This window comes from Pseudorhizobium flavum, from assembly GCF_044142885.1.
GTDB lineage: Bacteria > Pseudomonadota > Alphaproteobacteria > Rhizobiales > Rhizobiaceae > Neorhizobium > Neorhizobium flavum.
This window is the reverse complement of record NZ_JBIOKZ010000003.1, coordinates 472,068-487,437: the sequence shown is the minus strand read 5'-3', so window position 1 is coordinate 487,437 and position 15,370 is coordinate 472,068. Positions and strand designations below refer to the sequence as shown.

General features: G+C 62.3%; 19 protein-coding genes. 9 read left to right on the top strand and 10 right to left on the bottom strand.

What is annotated here, in order from left to right; all coding sequences use genetic code 11:
* Positions 1-106: 106 nt before the first annotated feature.
* Positions 107-661, bottom strand: coding sequence for a hypoxanthine phosphoribosyltransferase (hpt, locus tag ACEPP2_RS09215; RefSeq protein ID WP_077549409.1), 555 nt, complete (start codon positions 659-661; stop codon positions 107-109).
* 41 nt (positions 662-702) lie between these two features.
* Positions 703-1,344, bottom strand: a complete 642-nt coding sequence (locus ACEPP2_RS09210) for a hypothetical protein (protein ID WP_077549408.1) — start codon at positions 1,342-1,344, stop codon at positions 703-705.
* Positions 1,345-1,557: 213 nt separating this feature from the next.
* Here ACEPP2_RS09210 and ftsE point away from each other — a divergent pair, with 213 nt between their 5' ends.
* The 4 genes from ftsE to ACEPP2_RS09190 all read left to right on the top strand — a co-directional run bounded on the left by ftsE (position 1,558) and on the right by ACEPP2_RS09190 (position 4,912).
* On the top strand, positions 1,558-2,217 hold the full coding sequence (gene ftsE, locus ACEPP2_RS09205) for a cell division ATP-binding protein FtsE (RefSeq protein WP_077549407.1): 660 nt from the start codon (positions 1,558-1,560) through the stop codon (positions 2,215-2,217).
* Positions 2,210-3,217: a cell division protein FtsX gene (locus tag ACEPP2_RS09200; RefSeq protein ID WP_395516392.1), complete on the top strand. Its 1,008-nt coding sequence runs from the start codon at positions 2,210-2,212 to the stop codon at positions 3,215-3,217. Before ftsE ends, ACEPP2_RS09200 begins: the two co-directional genes overlap by 8 nt.
* 65 nt (positions 3,218-3,282) lie before the next feature.
* Positions 3,283-4,020, top strand: a complete 738-nt coding sequence (locus ACEPP2_RS09195) for a YdcF family protein (RefSeq protein WP_395516391.1) — start codon at positions 3,283-3,285, stop codon at positions 4,018-4,020.
* 88 nt (positions 4,021-4,108) lie between these two features.
* The gene (locus ACEPP2_RS09190; RefSeq protein WP_077549404.1) at positions 4,109-4,912 is read left to right on the top strand and encodes a lysophospholipid acyltransferase family protein; all 804 of its coding nucleotides are present in this window, start codon (positions 4,109-4,111) and stop codon (positions 4,910-4,912) included.
* Between the two features lie 15 nt (positions 4,913-4,927).
* Here the strand turns inward: ACEPP2_RS09190 and ACEPP2_RS09185 are convergent, their stop codons facing one another.
* Positions 4,928-5,461 (bottom strand): gamma-glutamylcyclotransferase, encoded by a 534-nt coding sequence (locus ACEPP2_RS09185; protein ID WP_395516390.1) that lies wholly within the window; start codon positions 5,459-5,461, stop codon positions 4,928-4,930.
* Between the two features lie 53 nt (positions 5,462-5,514).
* Here ACEPP2_RS09185 and ACEPP2_RS09180 point away from each other — a divergent pair, with 53 nt between their 5' ends.
* The gene (locus tag ACEPP2_RS09180; RefSeq protein WP_395516389.1) at positions 5,515-6,525 is read left to right on the top strand and encodes a DUF2125 domain-containing protein; all 1,011 of its coding nucleotides are present in this window, start codon (positions 5,515-5,517) and stop codon (positions 6,523-6,525) included.
* 2 nt (positions 6,526-6,527) lie between these two features.
* On the opposite strand, the gene ACEPP2_RS09175 is transcribed toward ACEPP2_RS09180, so the two are convergent.
* The 3 genes from ACEPP2_RS09175 to ACEPP2_RS09165 all read right to left on the bottom strand — a co-directional run bounded on the left by ACEPP2_RS09175 (position 6,528) and on the right by ACEPP2_RS09165 (position 9,406).
* Positions 6,528-7,457 (bottom strand): prephenate/arogenate dehydrogenase family protein, encoded by a 930-nt coding sequence (locus ACEPP2_RS09175; protein WP_395516388.1) that lies wholly within the window; start codon positions 7,455-7,457, stop codon positions 6,528-6,530.
* The gene (hisC, locus tag ACEPP2_RS09170) at positions 7,454-8,563 is read right to left on the bottom strand and encodes a histidinol-phosphate transaminase (protein WP_395516387.1); all 1,110 of its coding nucleotides are present in this window, start codon (positions 8,561-8,563) and stop codon (positions 7,454-7,456) included. The genes ACEPP2_RS09175 and hisC overlap by 4 nt, the downstream gene beginning before the upstream one ends.
* Before the next feature lie 78 nt (positions 8,564-8,641).
* Positions 8,642-9,406, bottom strand: coding sequence for a class I SAM-dependent methyltransferase (locus ACEPP2_RS09165; RefSeq protein WP_395516386.1), 765 nt, complete (start codon positions 9,404-9,406; stop codon positions 8,642-8,644).
* A gap of 89 nt (positions 9,407-9,495) precedes the next feature.
* On the opposite strand from ACEPP2_RS09165, the gene gloB reads away from it, so the two are divergent.
* A complete protein-coding gene (gene gloB / locus ACEPP2_RS09160) occupies positions 9,496-10,266 on the top strand; it encodes a hydroxyacylglutathione hydrolase (RefSeq protein WP_077549398.1) in 771 nt (256 codons plus the stop codon).
* A 26-nt stretch (positions 10,267-10,292) separates the two neighbouring features.
* On the top strand, positions 10,293-10,718 hold the full coding sequence (locus ACEPP2_RS09155) for a cupin domain-containing protein (RefSeq protein WP_395516385.1): 426 nt from the start codon (positions 10,293-10,295) through the stop codon (positions 10,716-10,718).
* Here the strand turns inward: ACEPP2_RS09155 and ACEPP2_RS09150 are convergent.
* From ACEPP2_RS09150 to ACEPP2_RS09140, 3 genes are read right to left on the bottom strand one after another with little or no spacing between them, the layout of a single operon-like run.
* Positions 10,710-11,357: a lysoplasmalogenase gene (locus ACEPP2_RS09150; protein WP_077549396.1), complete on the bottom strand. Its 648-nt coding sequence runs from the start codon at positions 11,355-11,357 to the stop codon at positions 10,710-10,712. The two genes, ACEPP2_RS09155 and ACEPP2_RS09150, sit on opposite strands and share 9 nt — an antisense overlap.
* A 10-nt stretch (positions 11,358-11,367) precedes the next feature.
* Positions 11,368-12,258, bottom strand: coding sequence for an aromatic amino acid exporter YddG (yddG, locus tag ACEPP2_RS09145; protein ID WP_395516442.1), 891 nt, complete (start codon positions 12,256-12,258; stop codon positions 11,368-11,370).
* A gap of 31 nt (positions 12,259-12,289) precedes the next feature.
* Complete coding sequence (locus ACEPP2_RS09140; RefSeq protein ID WP_281977222.1) at positions 12,290-13,063, bottom strand: DUF3108 domain-containing protein; 774 nt, start codon at positions 13,061-13,063, stop codon at positions 12,290-12,292.
* Positions 13,064-13,318: 255 nt separating this feature from the next.
* On the opposite strand from ACEPP2_RS09140, the gene rpmB reads away from it, so the two are divergent.
* Both rpmB and ACEPP2_RS09130 read left to right on the top strand, forming a co-directional pair.
* Positions 13,319-13,618 (top strand): 50S ribosomal protein L28, encoded by a 300-nt coding sequence (gene rpmB, locus ACEPP2_RS09135; RefSeq protein ID WP_052640325.1) that lies wholly within the window; start codon positions 13,319-13,321, stop codon positions 13,616-13,618.
* Between the two features lie 107 nt (positions 13,619-13,725).
* Positions 13,726-14,364, top strand: a complete 639-nt coding sequence (locus ACEPP2_RS09130) for a VUT family protein (RefSeq protein WP_077549394.1) — start codon at positions 13,726-13,728, stop codon at positions 14,362-14,364.
* Between the two features lie 19 nt (positions 14,365-14,383).
* On the opposite strand, the gene ACEPP2_RS09125 is transcribed toward ACEPP2_RS09130, so the two are convergent.
* Complete coding sequence (locus ACEPP2_RS09125) at positions 14,384-15,364, bottom strand: esterase-like activity of phytase family protein (RefSeq protein ID WP_395516441.1); 981 nt, start codon at positions 15,362-15,364, stop codon at positions 14,384-14,386.
* Positions 15,365-15,370: the final 6 nt, after the last annotated feature.

The window sequence follows — 15,370 nt, the reverse complement described above, 5'->3', positions numbered from 1 at the left end:
CATTCTGTGTCATTACGGGAGCAAATCACCAGACTTTCCTTTTCGAGGAGTAAACAGCCTCCTCCAGCACTCCCGAGATGGTTAACGATATGCGGATCGCTGACGGCTAACTCTCGCCGAGGGCGTCTCCGGTAACCACGCCCACGAAGGGAAGTTCGCGGAAGGCGTAGGCGACGTCCATGCCGTAGCCCACCACGAAATAATCCGGGCATTCGAAGCCGACGTAATCCGCCTCCAGCTCTTCCTTGCGCTTTACGCTCTTGTCCAGGAGCACCGCGATCGAGACATTCCTGGCGCCGCGCTCGTACAGCATCTGCTTGGCAAACAGCAGCGTGCGCCCGGACTCGAGGATATCGTCGATCAGCAGGACGTCGCGGTCCTTCACGTCGCTGTCGATGTCCTTCACGATGCGCACGCCCTGCGAGACCGTACCCGCTCCATAGCTCGAGAGCGTGATGAACTCCACTTCCGGCGCCAGACCGACATCGTGCAGCGCACGGATCAGATCGGCGGCGAAGATGAAGGAGCCCTTCAGGATCGCGATGACGAGCAGGTCCTTGGTAGGACCCTTGGCGATCTCCGCGGCAATCGAACGATTGCGTTCGGCGATGGCTTCCGCGGTGTAGAGCGGCTCAATGATCTTGCCGCGAACGACGGGCATGGGGCTCTCCTGACTGGTTCAGAAGGCCGCCGATAGCATAATCATGGCGCCGAGGCACCCGCCGATGCAAAGGAAAGCCGCAGTTCCGGCATTTTTCCACCAGGATGCGGAATGCGTGCAGAGAAGCCGTGGCTCTCGCCGCCCTCGATCGCTGCGACGGGTGGCTGGATGACGGTGCTGGCAACCGTGGCATCACCCGAGACCAGGTCTGCGCGGATCGGCAGCGCCTCGAGCGGCACGTCACTGTTGTTCTTGACGATCCCTGTAATCAGGAGAAGCGACATGCCGTTCGCATCCTGGGGCGTGAGGTTCACGTGCGTCAGGTCAAGGCCTGGCGGCTCTGCTGGCGCGGACTCGCTCACGAACAGGGCAAATCCACCAGCCAAACCGAACACTGCAACGCATAGAGCCGCAACGATCGCTGCGAACACATCGGCAGAGAGATTCATGAGCCCACGCTCTACCCACGCCAGGACGGCTCCGGCAGACGGCTTCTCCTGGGCGGCGACGTGACGGGTGGAACGAGGACGAGGCGGGGTCGGACGTTCGGCTACGGGACCGGATCGGCTCGATGCCGCAGGAACCGTTACAAAGCTCGCATCCGCTACATTGCCGGTGGCGCCATGGCTGAACCGTCTGCGGGCCGATCTCGGTTCGGGGGGCAGGATATCGATGACCGTCATCGCTCGCCTTTCCGGACTCCGGCCTGCCGGGGCCCTGAGTGCCGCGTTCACCCACATGGGAAAACTTGGCATTGAATCGAATCCTACCCAGTCGTAAATTCAAATGGTTAATGCTTCGCAAAAGCGGCCCTCAAAACGACCTAATCCGGTGGCGATAGAAGATCGCATGACCTTGGTTGCAAGGGCGGCGCAACACGGGACCTGGGTTTCCTTTTGATTCATTTCGAGAACGTCGGCCTCCGTTACGGGATGGGCCCGGAGATTCTTCGGGACATGACCTTCGATATCCCGAAGAGGTCGTTCCAGTTCCTCACCGGGCCGTCGGGCGCCGGGAAGACGACACTTCTGCGACTGCTCTTCATGTCGCTGCAGCCGACCCGCGGCCTGATCCGCATGTTCGGCCGCGACCTGTCGCAGATACCCCGCAACGAGTTGCCGATGCTGCGCCGGCGCGTCGGCATCGTGTTCCAGGATTTCCGCCTGCTCGACCACCTGACCACCTACGAGAACGTCGCACTTCCGTTGCGCGTGCGGGGCAAGCAGGAAGCCAGCTATCGCAACGACGTCATCGAACTCCTCAAATGGGTGGGTCTAGGGGAGCGTATCAACGTCCTGCCACCCGTCCTGTCCGGGGGAGAGAAGCAGCGCGCGGCGATCGCCCGCGCCCTGATCGATCGTCCTGAAATCCTGCTGGCCGACGAGCCGACGGGCAACGTCGATCCGCCCATGGCCAAGCGGCTTCTCTCGCTCTTCCTCGAACTCAACCGGCTGGGCACCGCTGTCGTGATCGCAACCCATGACCTCGCGCTGATGGATCAGGTTGATGCGCGTCGCATGATCCTGACGGAAGGGCAGCTCGACATCTATGAATGAGATGACGCGATCCCATCCGGCACAAAGACCGACGCAGCAGCGTGCGACGATGCGTGTCCGCCCGACGGCCCCCATCCTGCCCCCCTCCAATATTCAGGGCAATGCGCTAATTGTCGTCATCGCGATCATGGCCTTCCTCGCCTGCCTGACCTTCGGCGCCGTCAGCATGGTTCGGGCGACCGCCGCAGGCTGGCAAAGCCAGATCTCCCGCGAGATCACCATCCAGATCAAGCCCACGGAAGGGCTGGACATGGATGCGGCCCTGCAGAAAGCCAAGGATCTTGCGCTCGGCTTTGTCGGCACCCAGGCGGGAACAATACTGGACGATGGCGCAACGGCGCGACTTCTGGAGCCTTGGCTCGGTGCCGGGCTCGATCTCAAGGAACTGCCGGTTCCGCGATTGGTCGTCATCACCATCGACGAAGAGAACCCGCCCGATTTTGGAGAGATGCGGGAATTGCTGGCGCAGGAACTCCCTGAGGCCTTTCTCGACGATCACCGCACATGGGTCGACCGACTCGTCTCCATGGCGAGCACTACGGTGATGATTGGAACCGGCGTCCTGGTCCTTGTCTTCACGGCAATGGTCCTGACCGTGATCTTTGCCACCCGCGGCGTGATCGCGGGCAATCGCCACATCGTCGAGGTCCTTCATTTCGTCGGAGCCGAAGGCGGCTTCGTGGCGCGGGAATTCCAGAAGCATTTCCTCAAGATCAGCCTGAAGGGATCGGCCGCCGGGAGCGCACTGGCAGCAGTCCTGTTTGCCACCTTGGGGATCTGGCAGACCAATGCCCGCGCGACCCCCGAAAGCGACCAGACGATGGCCCTGTTCGGAACGTTCTCGCTTGGATGGAGCGGCTATCTGGGCATCCTTGCGACAATGGTCGTCATCGCCCTCCTGACGACACTGACAGCACGCCTGACGGTGATGCGCACGATCGACGAAATCGACCTCATACGCTCGGATCCGGCGAGATCCGACGGCCTTCCCGCGTCGTGACGGATGGGCAGAGGCTGGAGACAAAACCCTGTTCATGACGTGGGACTCGGTCTATTCACTGTCGCATGAGCACGACTCGTCCATCAAAGGGGGAACGCCTGCCTGACAATCCGCGCAGACGTGTTGCCACGCAGCTCTTTTCCCGGAGCAGCAGGCTGAGGCGGGTTGCGCGCTGGATCATCACGGGTTCTCTGATGGTGATCGCAACGATCCTGGGCGGCTTCCTCTGGTTCGCTGACTCGGTCGCTTCGTTACAGCCACCGGAGGGAGTGAAGGCCGACGCGATAGTGGTGCTGACGGGTGGCTATCAGCGCATCGACCAGGCCATGGGCCTGTTGCGTGACGGAGCGGGAAAACGGCTGCTGATCTCGGGCGCGCACCCTTCCACCAGCCCGGCACAGATCCAGAAGATGACGCAGACCCCACCCGACCTCTTCTCGTGCTGCGTCGACATCGGCTATGACGCGATCGACACGATCGGCAATGCCAACGAGATATCACGCTGGATTAATGACAACGGCTTCGCCACCGTACTGGTGGTCACCCAGAACTATCACATGCCCCGTAGCCTTCACGAACTGCGCCGGGCCGATCCGGTAACTGATTTTATCCCTTATCCGGTGGTGAATTCCGACCTGACCCGCAAGGCCTGGTTCGCTGAGCCGGACGTGGTCCGCACCATGATGCAGGAATATGTGAAGGTCCTCGCGGCGAACGTGCGGGACTGGGTCGGGCTCGGCCACCGCACCGGCCTGCGTACCGGAGAGAAATCGGAAGCGTCAGGTTTCAAGGCAACGCTCTGAGCCCAGCCCGCCTTCCATACTTGCATCTGGCCGCTTTTGCTGCTGGCCGTTCTCGTGTAGGCAGCCTTGGTCCACGAGGAAATCCTGCATGCTGATGGTTCGCTCCATCCTGTTCAACATGGCATTCTATGCCAACCTCATCCTTCAGATGATCGTCCTGACGCCGGTCTACTTCGCCCTGCCGCGCAAGAAGGCGTTCCGGATCCCCAAGAACTGGGCACTCTCCAATCACTGGCTGATGGAGAAGATCGTCGGCACAACCTTCGAGATCGAGGGGCTGGAGAATATTCCGGAAGGCGGTTGCATTTTCGCGCCCAAGCACCAGTCTTTCTGGGACACCTTCGCGCTCCTCCCCTGGCAGAAGGACCCGGTCTACATCCTCAAGCGCGAACTGCTGTGGATCCCGCTCTTCGGCTGGTACGTGATGAAGCAGCGGATGATCCCGGTCAACCGCGGCGCCCGTGGCAAGGTGATGGTGGGCGTGATGGAGCGCACGAAACAGGAGATGAACAACGGGCGCCAACTCATCATCTACCCCGAGGGAACGCGCCGTCCGCCGGGCGCCGAGCCGCAATATCGATACGGAATCGCGCGCATCTATCGCGACATTCAGGTTCCGGTGGTGCCGATCGCCATGCATCCGGGGTTATTCTGGCCGCGCCGCCGATCGGTCCGCTTTCCAGGTCATTTCAAGGTGCGCATTCTTCCGGCAATCGAGCCCGGTCTCGACCCCGACACATTCTACCAGACGCTGATCGACCGGCTGGAGAAGGCAAGCGACGAACTCCTCGTGGAAACAGTGGAAGCCAATCCGCACCTCAAGCTACCGCCGACCGCCGCGAAGCGCCTCGCGGAACTGCGGCAGGAGCAGGCGAACGCGACCCCGGCTTAGAGCCGGCGGCTGCCGCTAGTCCAGATCGACCAGCCTGCTCACGCCTTCCAGCCAGTGGTCGCGAATTCCCATCTCGCGGAGGTGGGAGACCGTGTTGAGGACATAGGCGGGGTTGGGGCCGGACTTGCCGACGGCGCTGCGGACGATCTCGGCAGCCTCCCGCGCGTCCAATACCCCCGCATATTGAGCATGCTGCCGGTCGACCACATATCCCAGCGCCCTGACCTGTCGCCGGTCCCCCAGCACCGCAGGCAGAAAACGCTCCTTGTAGACATGCGTGACCAGTTCCCGGGCGCGCAGGTAGGCGAGCACCTCGGCGCGTTCCTCGCTCCGGACACGGAATGCCATGCCGCGGCAGGACCCGCCACGGTCCAGCCCCAGGACCAGACCCGGTCGCTCCGGCGTGCCCCGATGAACATGGGAGCGGACGCAAAGCGAGCGGCGGTAACCGAAGATATGCGCCTCCGCCTTCTCCTCGAACGGGAAGCCCGGGTTCCACATGAGCGACCCGTAGCCAAACACCCAAAATTCGTCCATATCCGGCGCCATGCGTTCCCGTCAGCGTCGTTCGCGCTACATCCGGCCACCTTTGGGAGAACATAATGGCAGCGTCAAGCCGATCCGCTATCGCCAGGAAAGTTTGGCTTCTCGCGCTCGCGATCGTTCTGGTCATCGCCATCTACACCGGCGGCTGGTTCTATGCGGCATCGGCCCTGAAGGAGCGAACGCTTGCGCTGTTGGGCAGCAAACAGGCTGATGGAGTAACCGTCGAATGCCTGGATGCGTCCTATCGGGGCTATCCGTTCCGGATTGGACTGTTCTGCTCCCGCGTCAACCTCGACGATCGCACCCACGGCATTTCGGCGACGCTCGGCGCGCTTCGTTCCGCTGCGCAGGTCTACGACCCGGGCCATATCGTCTGGGAAGTCGATGGACCCGCGGAAGTAAGGACAAGCCACGGTCTGTCCGTGTCATCGAACTGGGAAAACCTGCAATCGAGCCTGGTGGCGAATGATGGCCGGTTAGAGCGCAGCTCGACGGTGATACAGCAGGTGGCCACGAGCCTCGTCTCCACTGCCGCCGGAGAAGCGCTGAACGTTGCCGCAGACAGGACGGAGGTCCATCTGCGCCAGAATGGCAACGATCTGGACGCGGCACTCAGTCTCCAGAATGTCAAAGCAACGGGAGAGGGATTGGCAGCCGTATCATTGCCGACGGGATCGGCCGTGGTCGACGTGACGCTTGTCGGACGTGCCGGCATGGTAGACGGCACGGACCCTAACGGCCTTGCCCTTTATGGCACGGAAGGCGAGATGCGCAGGCTGGCCGTTGATCTTGGCGAAGGACGGCTCGTCACCGTGACAGGCCCCTTCTCCATTGATGGAGACGGCTATCTGTCGGGTCGATTGAAAGTGCAGGTGGAGCAGATCGACGCGTGGCGCGACAGTGTTGCAGCGGCGTTTCCGGATATCGAGCCTGTCCTGAGGACCGTTTCCGGCATGCTCTCGGCCTTGACCGGAGGTGGCCAGAACGCATCGATCGATCTGACGATCGAGCGCGGCAAGGTGCTGGCGGGCGGCTTCATTCCGATCGGCGAGATCCCGCCGATCTGACGCTATTTCTTGGCATCCAGCGCATGGCGCCCGAAGTCCGGAGCATCCACGTCTTGGCCGGCTTCGATGATCGAGCGGCGTACGGCGCGCGTCCGGGTGAAGAGGTCGAACAGTTTGTCGCCCTCGCCCCAGCGGATCGCCCGCTGCAGATAGGCAAGGTCTTCCGAAAACCGCGCCAGCATTTCCAGGATCGCATCCTTGTTGTGAAGGCAGACGTCGCGCCACATGGTGGGGTCGGAGGCCGCAAGACGCGTGAAATCGCGAAAACCGGACGCTGAATACTTGATGACTTCCGATTCTGTAACCGTTTCGAGGTCATCCGCCGTACCGACAATATTGTAAGCGATGATATGCGGCAGGTGCGAGACGATGGCGAGCACCTTGTCATGGTGCTGGGGATCCATCTCGTCGATCCGCGACCCGAGCGCGGTCCAGAAGGCCTTGAGCTTCTCCAATGCCTGCGGGTCGGTGTCCGGCAAGGGCGTGAAGATGCACCAGCGGCCGCGAAAGAGGCCCGCAAAGCCGGCATCCGGACCGGACTTCTCCGTTCCTGCCAACGGGTGGCCCGGAATGAAGTGAACGCCTTGCGGCATGTGCGGGGCCATCTGAGCAATGACCGAAGCCTTGGTCGAGCCGACATCAGTGACGATCGCTCCAGCCTTCAGGTTGGGGGAGATCTGCCTCGCCACCTCTTCCGAGGCACCCACCGGAACGGACACGACTACCAGATCGGCGCCACGCACCGCCTCTGCCGCTGAAGCGACGTAGGCTGTTCCAAGCCCTAGTTCCTCGGCCCGCCGCAGCGTCTCCGGGCTGCGTGTCGAGATGACGACCTCCTTCGCCAGCCCTAGCTCCTTGACGTCGCGGGCGATCGAAGAGCCGATAAGGCCGATGCCGATCAGCGCGATCCGGTCGAAGCGCCCGTCCGTCATGCGCTGCGACCCATGAATTCGCCAAGGGTCTCGATGACGCCGCGGTTCGCCTCTTCCGATCCGACCGTCATGCGCAGCGCGTTCGGGAATCCGTAGCCCTTTACCGCCCGCAGGATATAGCCACGGCTGGTGAGAAAGGCGTCGGCATCCTCAGCCCGCTTGCCGTCGATATCGGGGAAATGGATAAGAAGAAAGTTGGTGACCGAAGGCGTGACCGTGAGGCCGATCGCCTCGAAAGCGTGCGCCAGCTTGCCGAGCCAGAGGTTGTTGTGCTCGACCGCCTTTTCGATGAAGCCCTGGTCACGGATGGCGGCGGCACCGGCGGCAATCGCCGGAGCGTTCATGTTGAATGGGCCACGCACCCGGTTCAGCGCGTCGATGATGGCCGCGGGAGCATACATCCAGCCGATACGGAGAGCAGCCAGGCCATAGGCCTTGGAGAAGGTGCGCGTCATCACCACGTTGCGGCTGCCGGAGACGAGTTCAAGCCCGGCCTCGTAATCGTTGCGGCGGACATATTCCGCATAGGCCGCGTCGAGCACCAGAACGACGTTCTTCGGCAGCCCGGCCTGGAGGCGTCGGATTTCCGACACCGGCACATAGGTTCCGGTCGGATTGCCGGGATTGGCGATGAAGACGATCTTCGTCCTCTCCGTGACGGCGGCCAGGATCGCATCGACATCGACGCGGCACTCCTTCTCCTTGACGACGACCGGCGTGGCACCCGCCGCCATGATCTGGATCTTGTAGACGAGGAAGCCGTGCTCGGTGATGATGCCTTCGTCGCCGGCCCCCAAGTAGACGTGACAAAGGAGGCCAAGCAGTTCGTCCGAACCGTTGCCGCAGAGGATGTTGGCCGCGTTGAGTCCGTGCACGGCGGCGATGGCCTGCCGGAGTTCGGTTGCCTGGCCGTCAGGGTAAATTTCCAGATGGTCCGCCGCACCCTTGAACGCTTCAATCGCCTTTGGGCTGGCCCCAAGAGGAGTTTCGTTCGAGGAAAGCTTGAAGACGCGTGCGACGCCCGGAGCATGTTCCTTGCCCGGCACATAGGCGGCAATGTCCAGGATGCCAGGACGGGGAACAGGCTCGTTGACGACGATGCTCATGAGAACGACCTTCTGAAGGGTACCGGAACCGGCGGATAATGCTGTCGCATTAAAGCCGAAACCGGCCTTTGTCGAGGGTCAGGCCACCGCCCCGCAGCCATCTGCGGCATCCCGTGTGGTCGGCACGCCCTGCGGCGCGAGTACCGGAACGAAGACGCGCCGGGAGGCCCGCGCAGCCACTGGCAGCCCTTGGTATAGGCGCTTCTGCGCCTCGACGATGATGACGCCGGAAAAGACCGGCCAGAAGCGACGGCCCATCCGCTCGATCACGTTCCGGAACCGCAGCACTGTTCGTATTCGCGACGGGGGAAAGAACAGTGCCTCGGCGCTCGCGGCAGGCGTGAAGTTCGTTTCCCGAAGCAGCAGGCTCAACTGCCGGCGCGAATAGGGCCGGCCCGAACCGAAAGGCGTGTGCTCCATTCGGGCCCAGACGCCACGCCGATTGGGCACAACGATGATGAGCCGCCCGCCGGGGGCGAGAACGCGCCACGATTCCTTCAATGTCTCGCGCGGATTCTCGGCGAATTCGAGAGAGTGCACCATCAGAACGCGATCGATCGAAGCGTCTGGCAGCGGCAGTTCTTCATCGAAGACGAGCGCCGTTGCCGAGAGTTCGCCGGATGGCCAGTTAACGGCACCTTGCCCGGCAGGCATGAAGGCGAAGGTGCGCTCGGTATCGGCCCGGAAGCGGTCGAGATAGGGAACCGCATAGCCCAGACCCACCAGCCGCTCCTCTGGAAGCCGCGCCCAGAGAGAGGAGAGCGCGAAGCTGATGGACTGCTCCGCAAGGCGGCCCAGCTGGGAATGGTAGAACTCACGGAGATCGACGATATCTGTATGCATCACAAAAATGCTAGCAGAGAGCGGTTGGACATCATAGCCGGAGCGTCTACATTCACCGGCGGCGCCATCTTTGCAACGGGGACAGCATCATGAAGCCGCTGGAGATCGAAGTCTTTCAATGCCGCAGCGACAATTACGGCGTGCTGGTGCACGACCCCGAAACAGGTCTGACGGCATCGATCGATGCTCCGGAGGAACAGCCGATCCTCGATGCACTTTCAAGGCGCGGCTGGACTTTGACCCATATCCTGACCACCCATCATCATACTGATCATGTCGAAGGCAATCTCGGGCTTAAGGGGCGTTTCGAGCTGGAGATCATCGGCCCTATCAACGAGGCCGTTGCCATACCAGGGTTAGACCGGTCGGTGGAGGATGGTGACGAATTCGAATTCGGTGGCCATACCGTCTGCGTGATCGAGACGCCCGGGCATACTGCCGGCCATGTCTGCTACTATTTCCCGGACGATAAGGTTCTCTTCGCCGCCGACACGCTGTTTGCCCTCGGTTGCGGCCGCCTGTTCGAACGGACTGCCGCCGACATGTGGCACTCCCTCCAGAAACTCTCCGCGCTCCCCGACGAGACAGCAGTCTATTTCGGGCACGAGTACACCCTGTCGAATGCACGCTTCGCGCTGACGATTGATCCGGACAATGCGCGGCTTCAGGAGCGGGTTCGGGAGATCGAAGCAACCCGCGCGGCAAACCGCTTCACCATCCCAACGACGATCGGCCTGGAGAAGGAGACCAACCCTTTCCTGCGCGCCACCGATCCGGCCGTCCGCCGCAACCTCCTGATGGAATCCAGGTCGAACGAGGAAGTGTTTGCGGAGATCCGCAAGCGCAAGGACAGCTTCTAGTCCTCCTCGAATAAGGCGAGACCCACATGGATCCGCAGGACATCATCCGCATCCTCGGCATGCAGCCTCATCCCGAAGGCGGCTGGTACAAAGAGACCTTCCGCGACCCCGCCGGCGGCGGGCGCGGCCATTCCACCGCCATCTACTACCTGCTCCAGGCAGGCGAGCGCTCCCACTGGCACCGGGTACGCGATGCCGCCGAGGTCTGGCACTACCACGCTGGCGACCCGCTGCGCCTGCGGATATCCCTTGATGGCGTCGAGCTGGACACGGTGATGCTCGGTCCGGACATCTTGAAGGGCGAGCGGCCACAGGCGATCGTCCCGGCAGGTGCGTGGCAGGCGGCAGAGACCCTTGGCGCCTATACCCTTGTCGGCTGCACGGTCGCTCCGGGCTTCGACTTCGCCGCCTTTGAGATGGCACCACCCGGCTGGGAGCCGGGATCAGGCTGACGGCAGGCCGGCGACCGCGAGGGTGAATACCAGCTGTGCGGAATAGTAGGTCGCCCACACGAAGTTGCGCAGCAGCCGGCCGAGCGGCGCGGCGGCGCCGACCAGGAATTTCTCCGCTGCAAGAGCCGTGTCGGAGGAAATAAAAAGGGCCGCTCCGAGAAATACAGCGGCATCCGCGACGGACAGCGCGGTAAAGCCCATGGCGCCGATCACGAGCCCATAGATGGCGACGGGCATGGCCAATGGACCCGCCGGCCGCCACAGGACGAGGATCAGCGCCGGAACCAGGATCGCCAGCGCAGCGGCACTGCCGATCCGCCACGCCTCGCCTAGGATGAGGCTCGGCTCCGCCATTGGCCAGAACAGCGCGACATAGGCAAGGTGCGACAGAAGAAAGGAGACGAGCCCAGCGATGAATGCGCGCTCACCATCATAGGCCAGGCAAAGATCGCCGAGCGCTCCAAGGAAAAGCGCCATCACCAGCCAGGTGGCCCCGCCGGCAATCACCGCATAAACTGCAAGAAGGAGCACCGGCGCAGCCTTCAAGGCCGCCCGGCCATGGCCTGCTGGCTTTCCCAGAAAGCGGAAATAGAGAAGCGCAAGCAGAAGCGAAAGAACAAGAACCGGCACTTCCAGCATCGCGGCGCGGCTATTCCGCCAGCGACGGCTGCCGCGATCGCTGCGGCATCAGCATGTCCCGCGCCGCCAGCACCGCGCCGCCAGTAATCAGCAGACAGGCAAGCCCGATGCGCCAGTCCGGCTCGGCAAAACCGCTCGCCACCAAGATCAGTGTCGAAAGCAGCGGCGCAGCATAGCTTGCCGCACCGATGATCTGGATATCGCCGGTCTTGACCCCGTAGTCCCAGGCATAGAAAGCGGCTCCAACCGGAAGCAGGCCGAGCCCCACCACCGCCAGCCACTCGCTCCCACCGGCGGGCCATACCGTCGTCTCTAGAAAAAGATGGCAGAGGAGCGACAGAAACGAGGTAGCGAGGCAGAAGCCGGTGACGACGTCGGTAGAGACGCGGTCGAAGCTGCGCGTCAGCAGGGAGTATCCGGACCAGGTGAAGGCGCAGAGAAACGCCGCGCCATAGCCTAGCGCATACTGGTCATCGAAGGAGATGCCGTTTCTCGAAACGATTGCCACCGTCCCGGCAAGCCCCGCCACCGCACCGGCGACGTGATGCCATCTCAGCCGCTCTCCCGGCAGCAGCGCGGAACCGACGACGATGAAAAGCGGCCACAGATAGGCGATCAGACCTGCCTCGACCGCTGGCGCATTGCGCAGGGCGGTGAAGTAGAGGAAATGGTAGCCAAAAAGGCCTGCGATGCCGATGATCCACACCTTGGGTGGCTGCCGCAGAAGTCTCAGCCGATGCGGCCTCGCAGCAAAAAGAAGAAGGCCTGGAAGACTGCCAATCGCGAAGCTGATCGCGGAAAGCTGGAAGGGCGGCATCTTTCCGGACGCCGCTGTCATTAGTGCCAGCAATGACCACATGAGGATGGCCGTGAAGCCGATAAGCGTCCCGCGTGCCTTCACCATGCCCCCCTCCAGGGCCGATCCAGCCCCGTCAGCCGCCGTACTTCGCGGCCTTCACGTAAACCTGTCCCATGCTCGTCGGAATGCGGGCATAGACGGGAGCATATACATTTACCGATTGCGCCTTGGCAAACCAGATCTCCATCGGGGTCTTCTTCAGGTGCTCGATATCTGAACGCCCGCGACGGAAGCCCGATCTCGGGACGTAGCGGACCTCGCAGACCATCACCTCTCCCGTGAAGCCCTCGGTGGAGAATGTCTCCGTCCCCTTCGGCGTGAGGATCAGGTCCATCCGCGACTCCCCGTCGTAGATCGGAACGCGACTGGGGCAGCTTTTCGCATCGCCGGAGAACACCAGACCGGTCAGTGGATCGAGCACCGAACGCAAATCCTCTGGCGCAACCGGCACCCAGTTGTCGGGCCGCCGCTTCGGCTCCGGCTTCATCACCGAACGCGTCACGTCACCGTTGCGATAGGTCACCTCGTAGACCCGCGTCCGCTTGCCGGTTTTGTAGACGAGGTCATACTGCTCTGCCTGCAGCTTATCACCGCGCTTGCGGCCCGTGACGCTGGTTTCAGCGGAGATCTTGCTGATGATATCCGCAAGTCCCCAGGAGCGAAAACTCCCGGCAATTCGGTAGTCATAGCTGCCGAACTCGCTTGCGAAGGCGGCCTTGGCGATCGGCAGTATGCCAAGCGAGATATCGTATTCGCTGACGTGGCGTATGCCCGCCGTTCCCGCAGGTCCGGCGAACAGCGAGAAGGCGAATGCACTGGCGAGGATGGCCCCACGGCGCCCGGTCATGATCGTGCCTCTATTGATGCGAAAGCGGGGTTCTCATCCCCGTCGCAAAGATATAAACCCGCCACTATGGCAAGAAAATAGCCGGACCCGCTCGGGCGCTCTGGATTCTGTACCCGCAGGTCCGAGGTTTTGGCTTGACTGGACAGACCTCACTGACTATAGAACCGCAACTTTCCAATCAGGCCAGTTGGATCGGCGCGCTGGGCATTGCCCGGAAGTACCATCCGATTGCAGAAGAACAACAAAGGTGTACCCATGTCTCGTATGTGCGAACTGACCGGCAAGGGCGTTCAGACCGGCAACAACGTCAGCCACGCAAACAACAAGACGCGCCGCCGGTTCCTGCCGAACCTGTGCCACGTCACACTGATCTCCGACGCACTCGGCCAGCGCTTCCGTCTGCGCGTCTCGGCGCATGCCCTGCGCTCCGTCGAGCACCGTGGCGGCCTTGACGCCTTCCTTCTGAAGGCTGACGAGAACGAACTGTCGATGCGCGCACGCCTGCTGCGCCGCCAGATCGCCAAGAAGACCGCCGAAGCAGCGGTTGCTGCCTAAGCGCGAATAACATCATCGGTTGCGGGAAGGGCTTGACGGGAAACCGGACAAGCCCTTTCTCTTGAACCCATCGAACTCCAACTGGTGGCATCACCCAGGATAAAAAAATGCGGTACCTTCGCCATACCTCCATCTATGCACTGCTGATGGCAGCTATCGTCGTCGCCTCGAACTTCTTCGTCCAGTTCCCGCTCTCCGGGACGCTGTTTGGCGTCCAGCTCGGCGACCTGCTGACCTGGGGTGCGTTCACCTATCCCGTCGCCTTCCTCGTCACCGACCTCACCAACCGCCAGTTCGGTCCGTCGATTGCGCGACGTGTCGTGCTGGCAGGCTTCGTTGTCGGGGTAGCCGTTTCTTTCTGGACCTCCGTCCCGCGGATTGCCATTGCGTCGGGTACCGCGTTCCTGGTCGGCCAGCTTCTCGATATCTCGATCTTCAACCAATTGCGGCGGCAGACCTGGTGGCATGCGCCGCTGGCTGGCTCGCTGGCTGGCTCGGCGCTCGATACAGCCCTGTTCTTCTCGCTGGCTTTCGCGTCCTCGCTCGCGGTCCTCGGCCCCAATGACGCGTTTGCCATCGAATGGGCGCCGATCCTCGGCATTATGACAACCGAAGCGCCGCGCTGGGTCTCGTGGGCCCTGGGCGATCTCGGCGTCAAGATCCTGGTCGGCTTCGTAATGCTCCTGCCCTATGGCGCGCTGATGAGCGTCTTGAAGCCCATGCCACCCGCCAAGGCCGCAGGCTGACGATGTCCCCACTGGTGGATTAATCCACCAGGCGGAACTCCAGCATGACGTTCCTCTGGAGGAAGGACCGGTTGTCATCGGAGACCAGGATGATGCGGGTTTCGCCATTCTCGATGAGTACGTCGACGCCTTCCATATTGTCGATCTCGGCACCCATGTCGGCCTCGATCAATACCTCCCCGTCCACCAGTGCGCCTGGCTTGATCGAACTGGTTTCGATGCGCCGCAGACGCATGCCAACACCCTTGAGATAACTGAACCGACGCTCCAGCAGAAGCAGGTCGCCATCCGGCAGAAATGCGCCGTCGGTAACCGCCCAAGGGTCCTGCCTCGCCACCTTGAAGACGCCCTTGCGGGCCCCGCTGAGGACGGCTGCAAACAGGTTTCCATCGCCGTCGATACTTCTCTCCGCCACCGCCACCAGCGCGCCTTCAAGGGGTCCATCTTTCGGCGAACTCACCAGCGTTTCGATGCCGCCATTGGCACGAAGCTCCCCGCGCGAAATTACCATCTCTACGGATTGTGGCCTCGCCTTTGCATAACCCGGATCAGGATAGGCGTCGATCCGGTGCCGGCGCTCATAGCTGACGATCAACCGTCCCGGCTGCAGCGCGAGCCCTTCAGCGTCGATGTCGGACTTCGAAGGCTTCCGGCCCCTGGTATCTTGCATGGCACTGATCGACAGGGAAGAGAAACGGGACAGTCGGCCCCCTGCATCGCGCTCTATGGATCCGGTGAGCCACTCGCCGGTATCCTGTACGGCCACAAAATCGCGCCCGTTCGGCCGGAAGCGGATGGCGGAGACGCCGCCGAGTCGGCTGTCGGATGACGAGAACTGGAAGCCGCCAACGAATTCAAGCGACCCGAAGCGGCTCTCGGCAGATCCGGGCTGGAACTGCCTGATAGGCGAGGTTTGGAGAGGCAATAGATCCGTCGCCGGAGCCACTGGCACTACGGCGGCCAAACTCATGATCGCCGCCAGAAGCAAGCTTCGGCGCATCGTGTA

Coding starts and splice junctions, on each gene's coding strand:
- ACEPP2_RS09140 (WP_281977222.1), bottom strand. CDS start 13,063: ATGACCGGGCGCCGTGGGGCCATCCTCGCCAGTGCATTCGCCTTCTCG.
- ACEPP2_RS09185 (WP_395516390.1), bottom strand. CDS start 5,461: ATGGCGCCGGATATGGACGAATTTTGGGTGTTTGGCTACGGGTCGCTC.
- ACEPP2_RS09200 (WP_395516392.1), top strand. CDS start 2,210: ATGAATGAGATGACGCGATCCCATCCGGCACAAAGACCGACGCAGCAG.
- hpt (WP_077549409.1), bottom strand. CDS start 661: ATGCCCGTCGTTCGCGGCAAGATCATTGAGCCGCTCTACACCGCGGAA.
- ACEPP2_RS09175 (WP_395516388.1), bottom strand. CDS start 7,457: ATGACGGACGGGCGCTTCGACCGGATCGCGCTGATCGGCATCGGCCTT.
- ACEPP2_RS09210 (WP_077549408.1), bottom strand. CDS start 1,344: ATGACGGTCATCGATATCCTGCCCCCCGAACCGAGATCGGCCCGCAGA.
- ACEPP2_RS09130 (WP_077549394.1), top strand. CDS start 13,726: ATGCGGTACCTTCGCCATACCTCCATCTATGCACTGCTGATGGCAGCT.
- ACEPP2_RS09195 (WP_395516391.1), top strand. CDS start 3,283: ATGAGCACGACTCGTCCATCAAAGGGGGAACGCCTGCCTGACAATCCG.
- gloB (WP_077549398.1), top strand. CDS start 9,496: ATGAAGCCGCTGGAGATCGAAGTCTTTCAATGCCGCAGCGACAATTAC.
- ACEPP2_RS09150 (WP_077549396.1), bottom strand. CDS start 11,357: ATGCTGGAAGTGCCGGTTCTTGTTCTTTCGCTTCTGCTTGCGCTTCTC.
- rpmB (WP_052640325.1), top strand. CDS start 13,319: ATGTCTCGTATGTGCGAACTGACCGGCAAGGGCGTTCAGACCGGCAAC.
- ACEPP2_RS09125 (WP_395516441.1), bottom strand. CDS start 15,364: ATGCGCCGAAGCTTGCTTCTGGCGGCGATCATGAGTTTGGCCGCCGTA.
- ACEPP2_RS09165 (WP_395516386.1), bottom strand. CDS start 9,406: ATGCATACAGATATCGTCGATCTCCGTGAGTTCTACCATTCCCAGCTG.
- ACEPP2_RS09180 (WP_395516389.1), top strand. CDS start 5,515: ATGGCAGCGTCAAGCCGATCCGCTATCGCCAGGAAAGTTTGGCTTCTC.
- ACEPP2_RS09155 (WP_395516385.1), top strand. CDS start 10,293: ATGGATCCGCAGGACATCATCCGCATCCTCGGCATGCAGCCTCATCCC.
- ACEPP2_RS09190 (WP_077549404.1), top strand. CDS start 4,109: ATGCTGATGGTTCGCTCCATCCTGTTCAACATGGCATTCTATGCCAAC.
- hisC (WP_395516387.1), bottom strand. CDS start 8,563: ATGAGCATCGTCGTCAACGAGCCTGTTCCCCGTCCTGGCATCCTGGAC.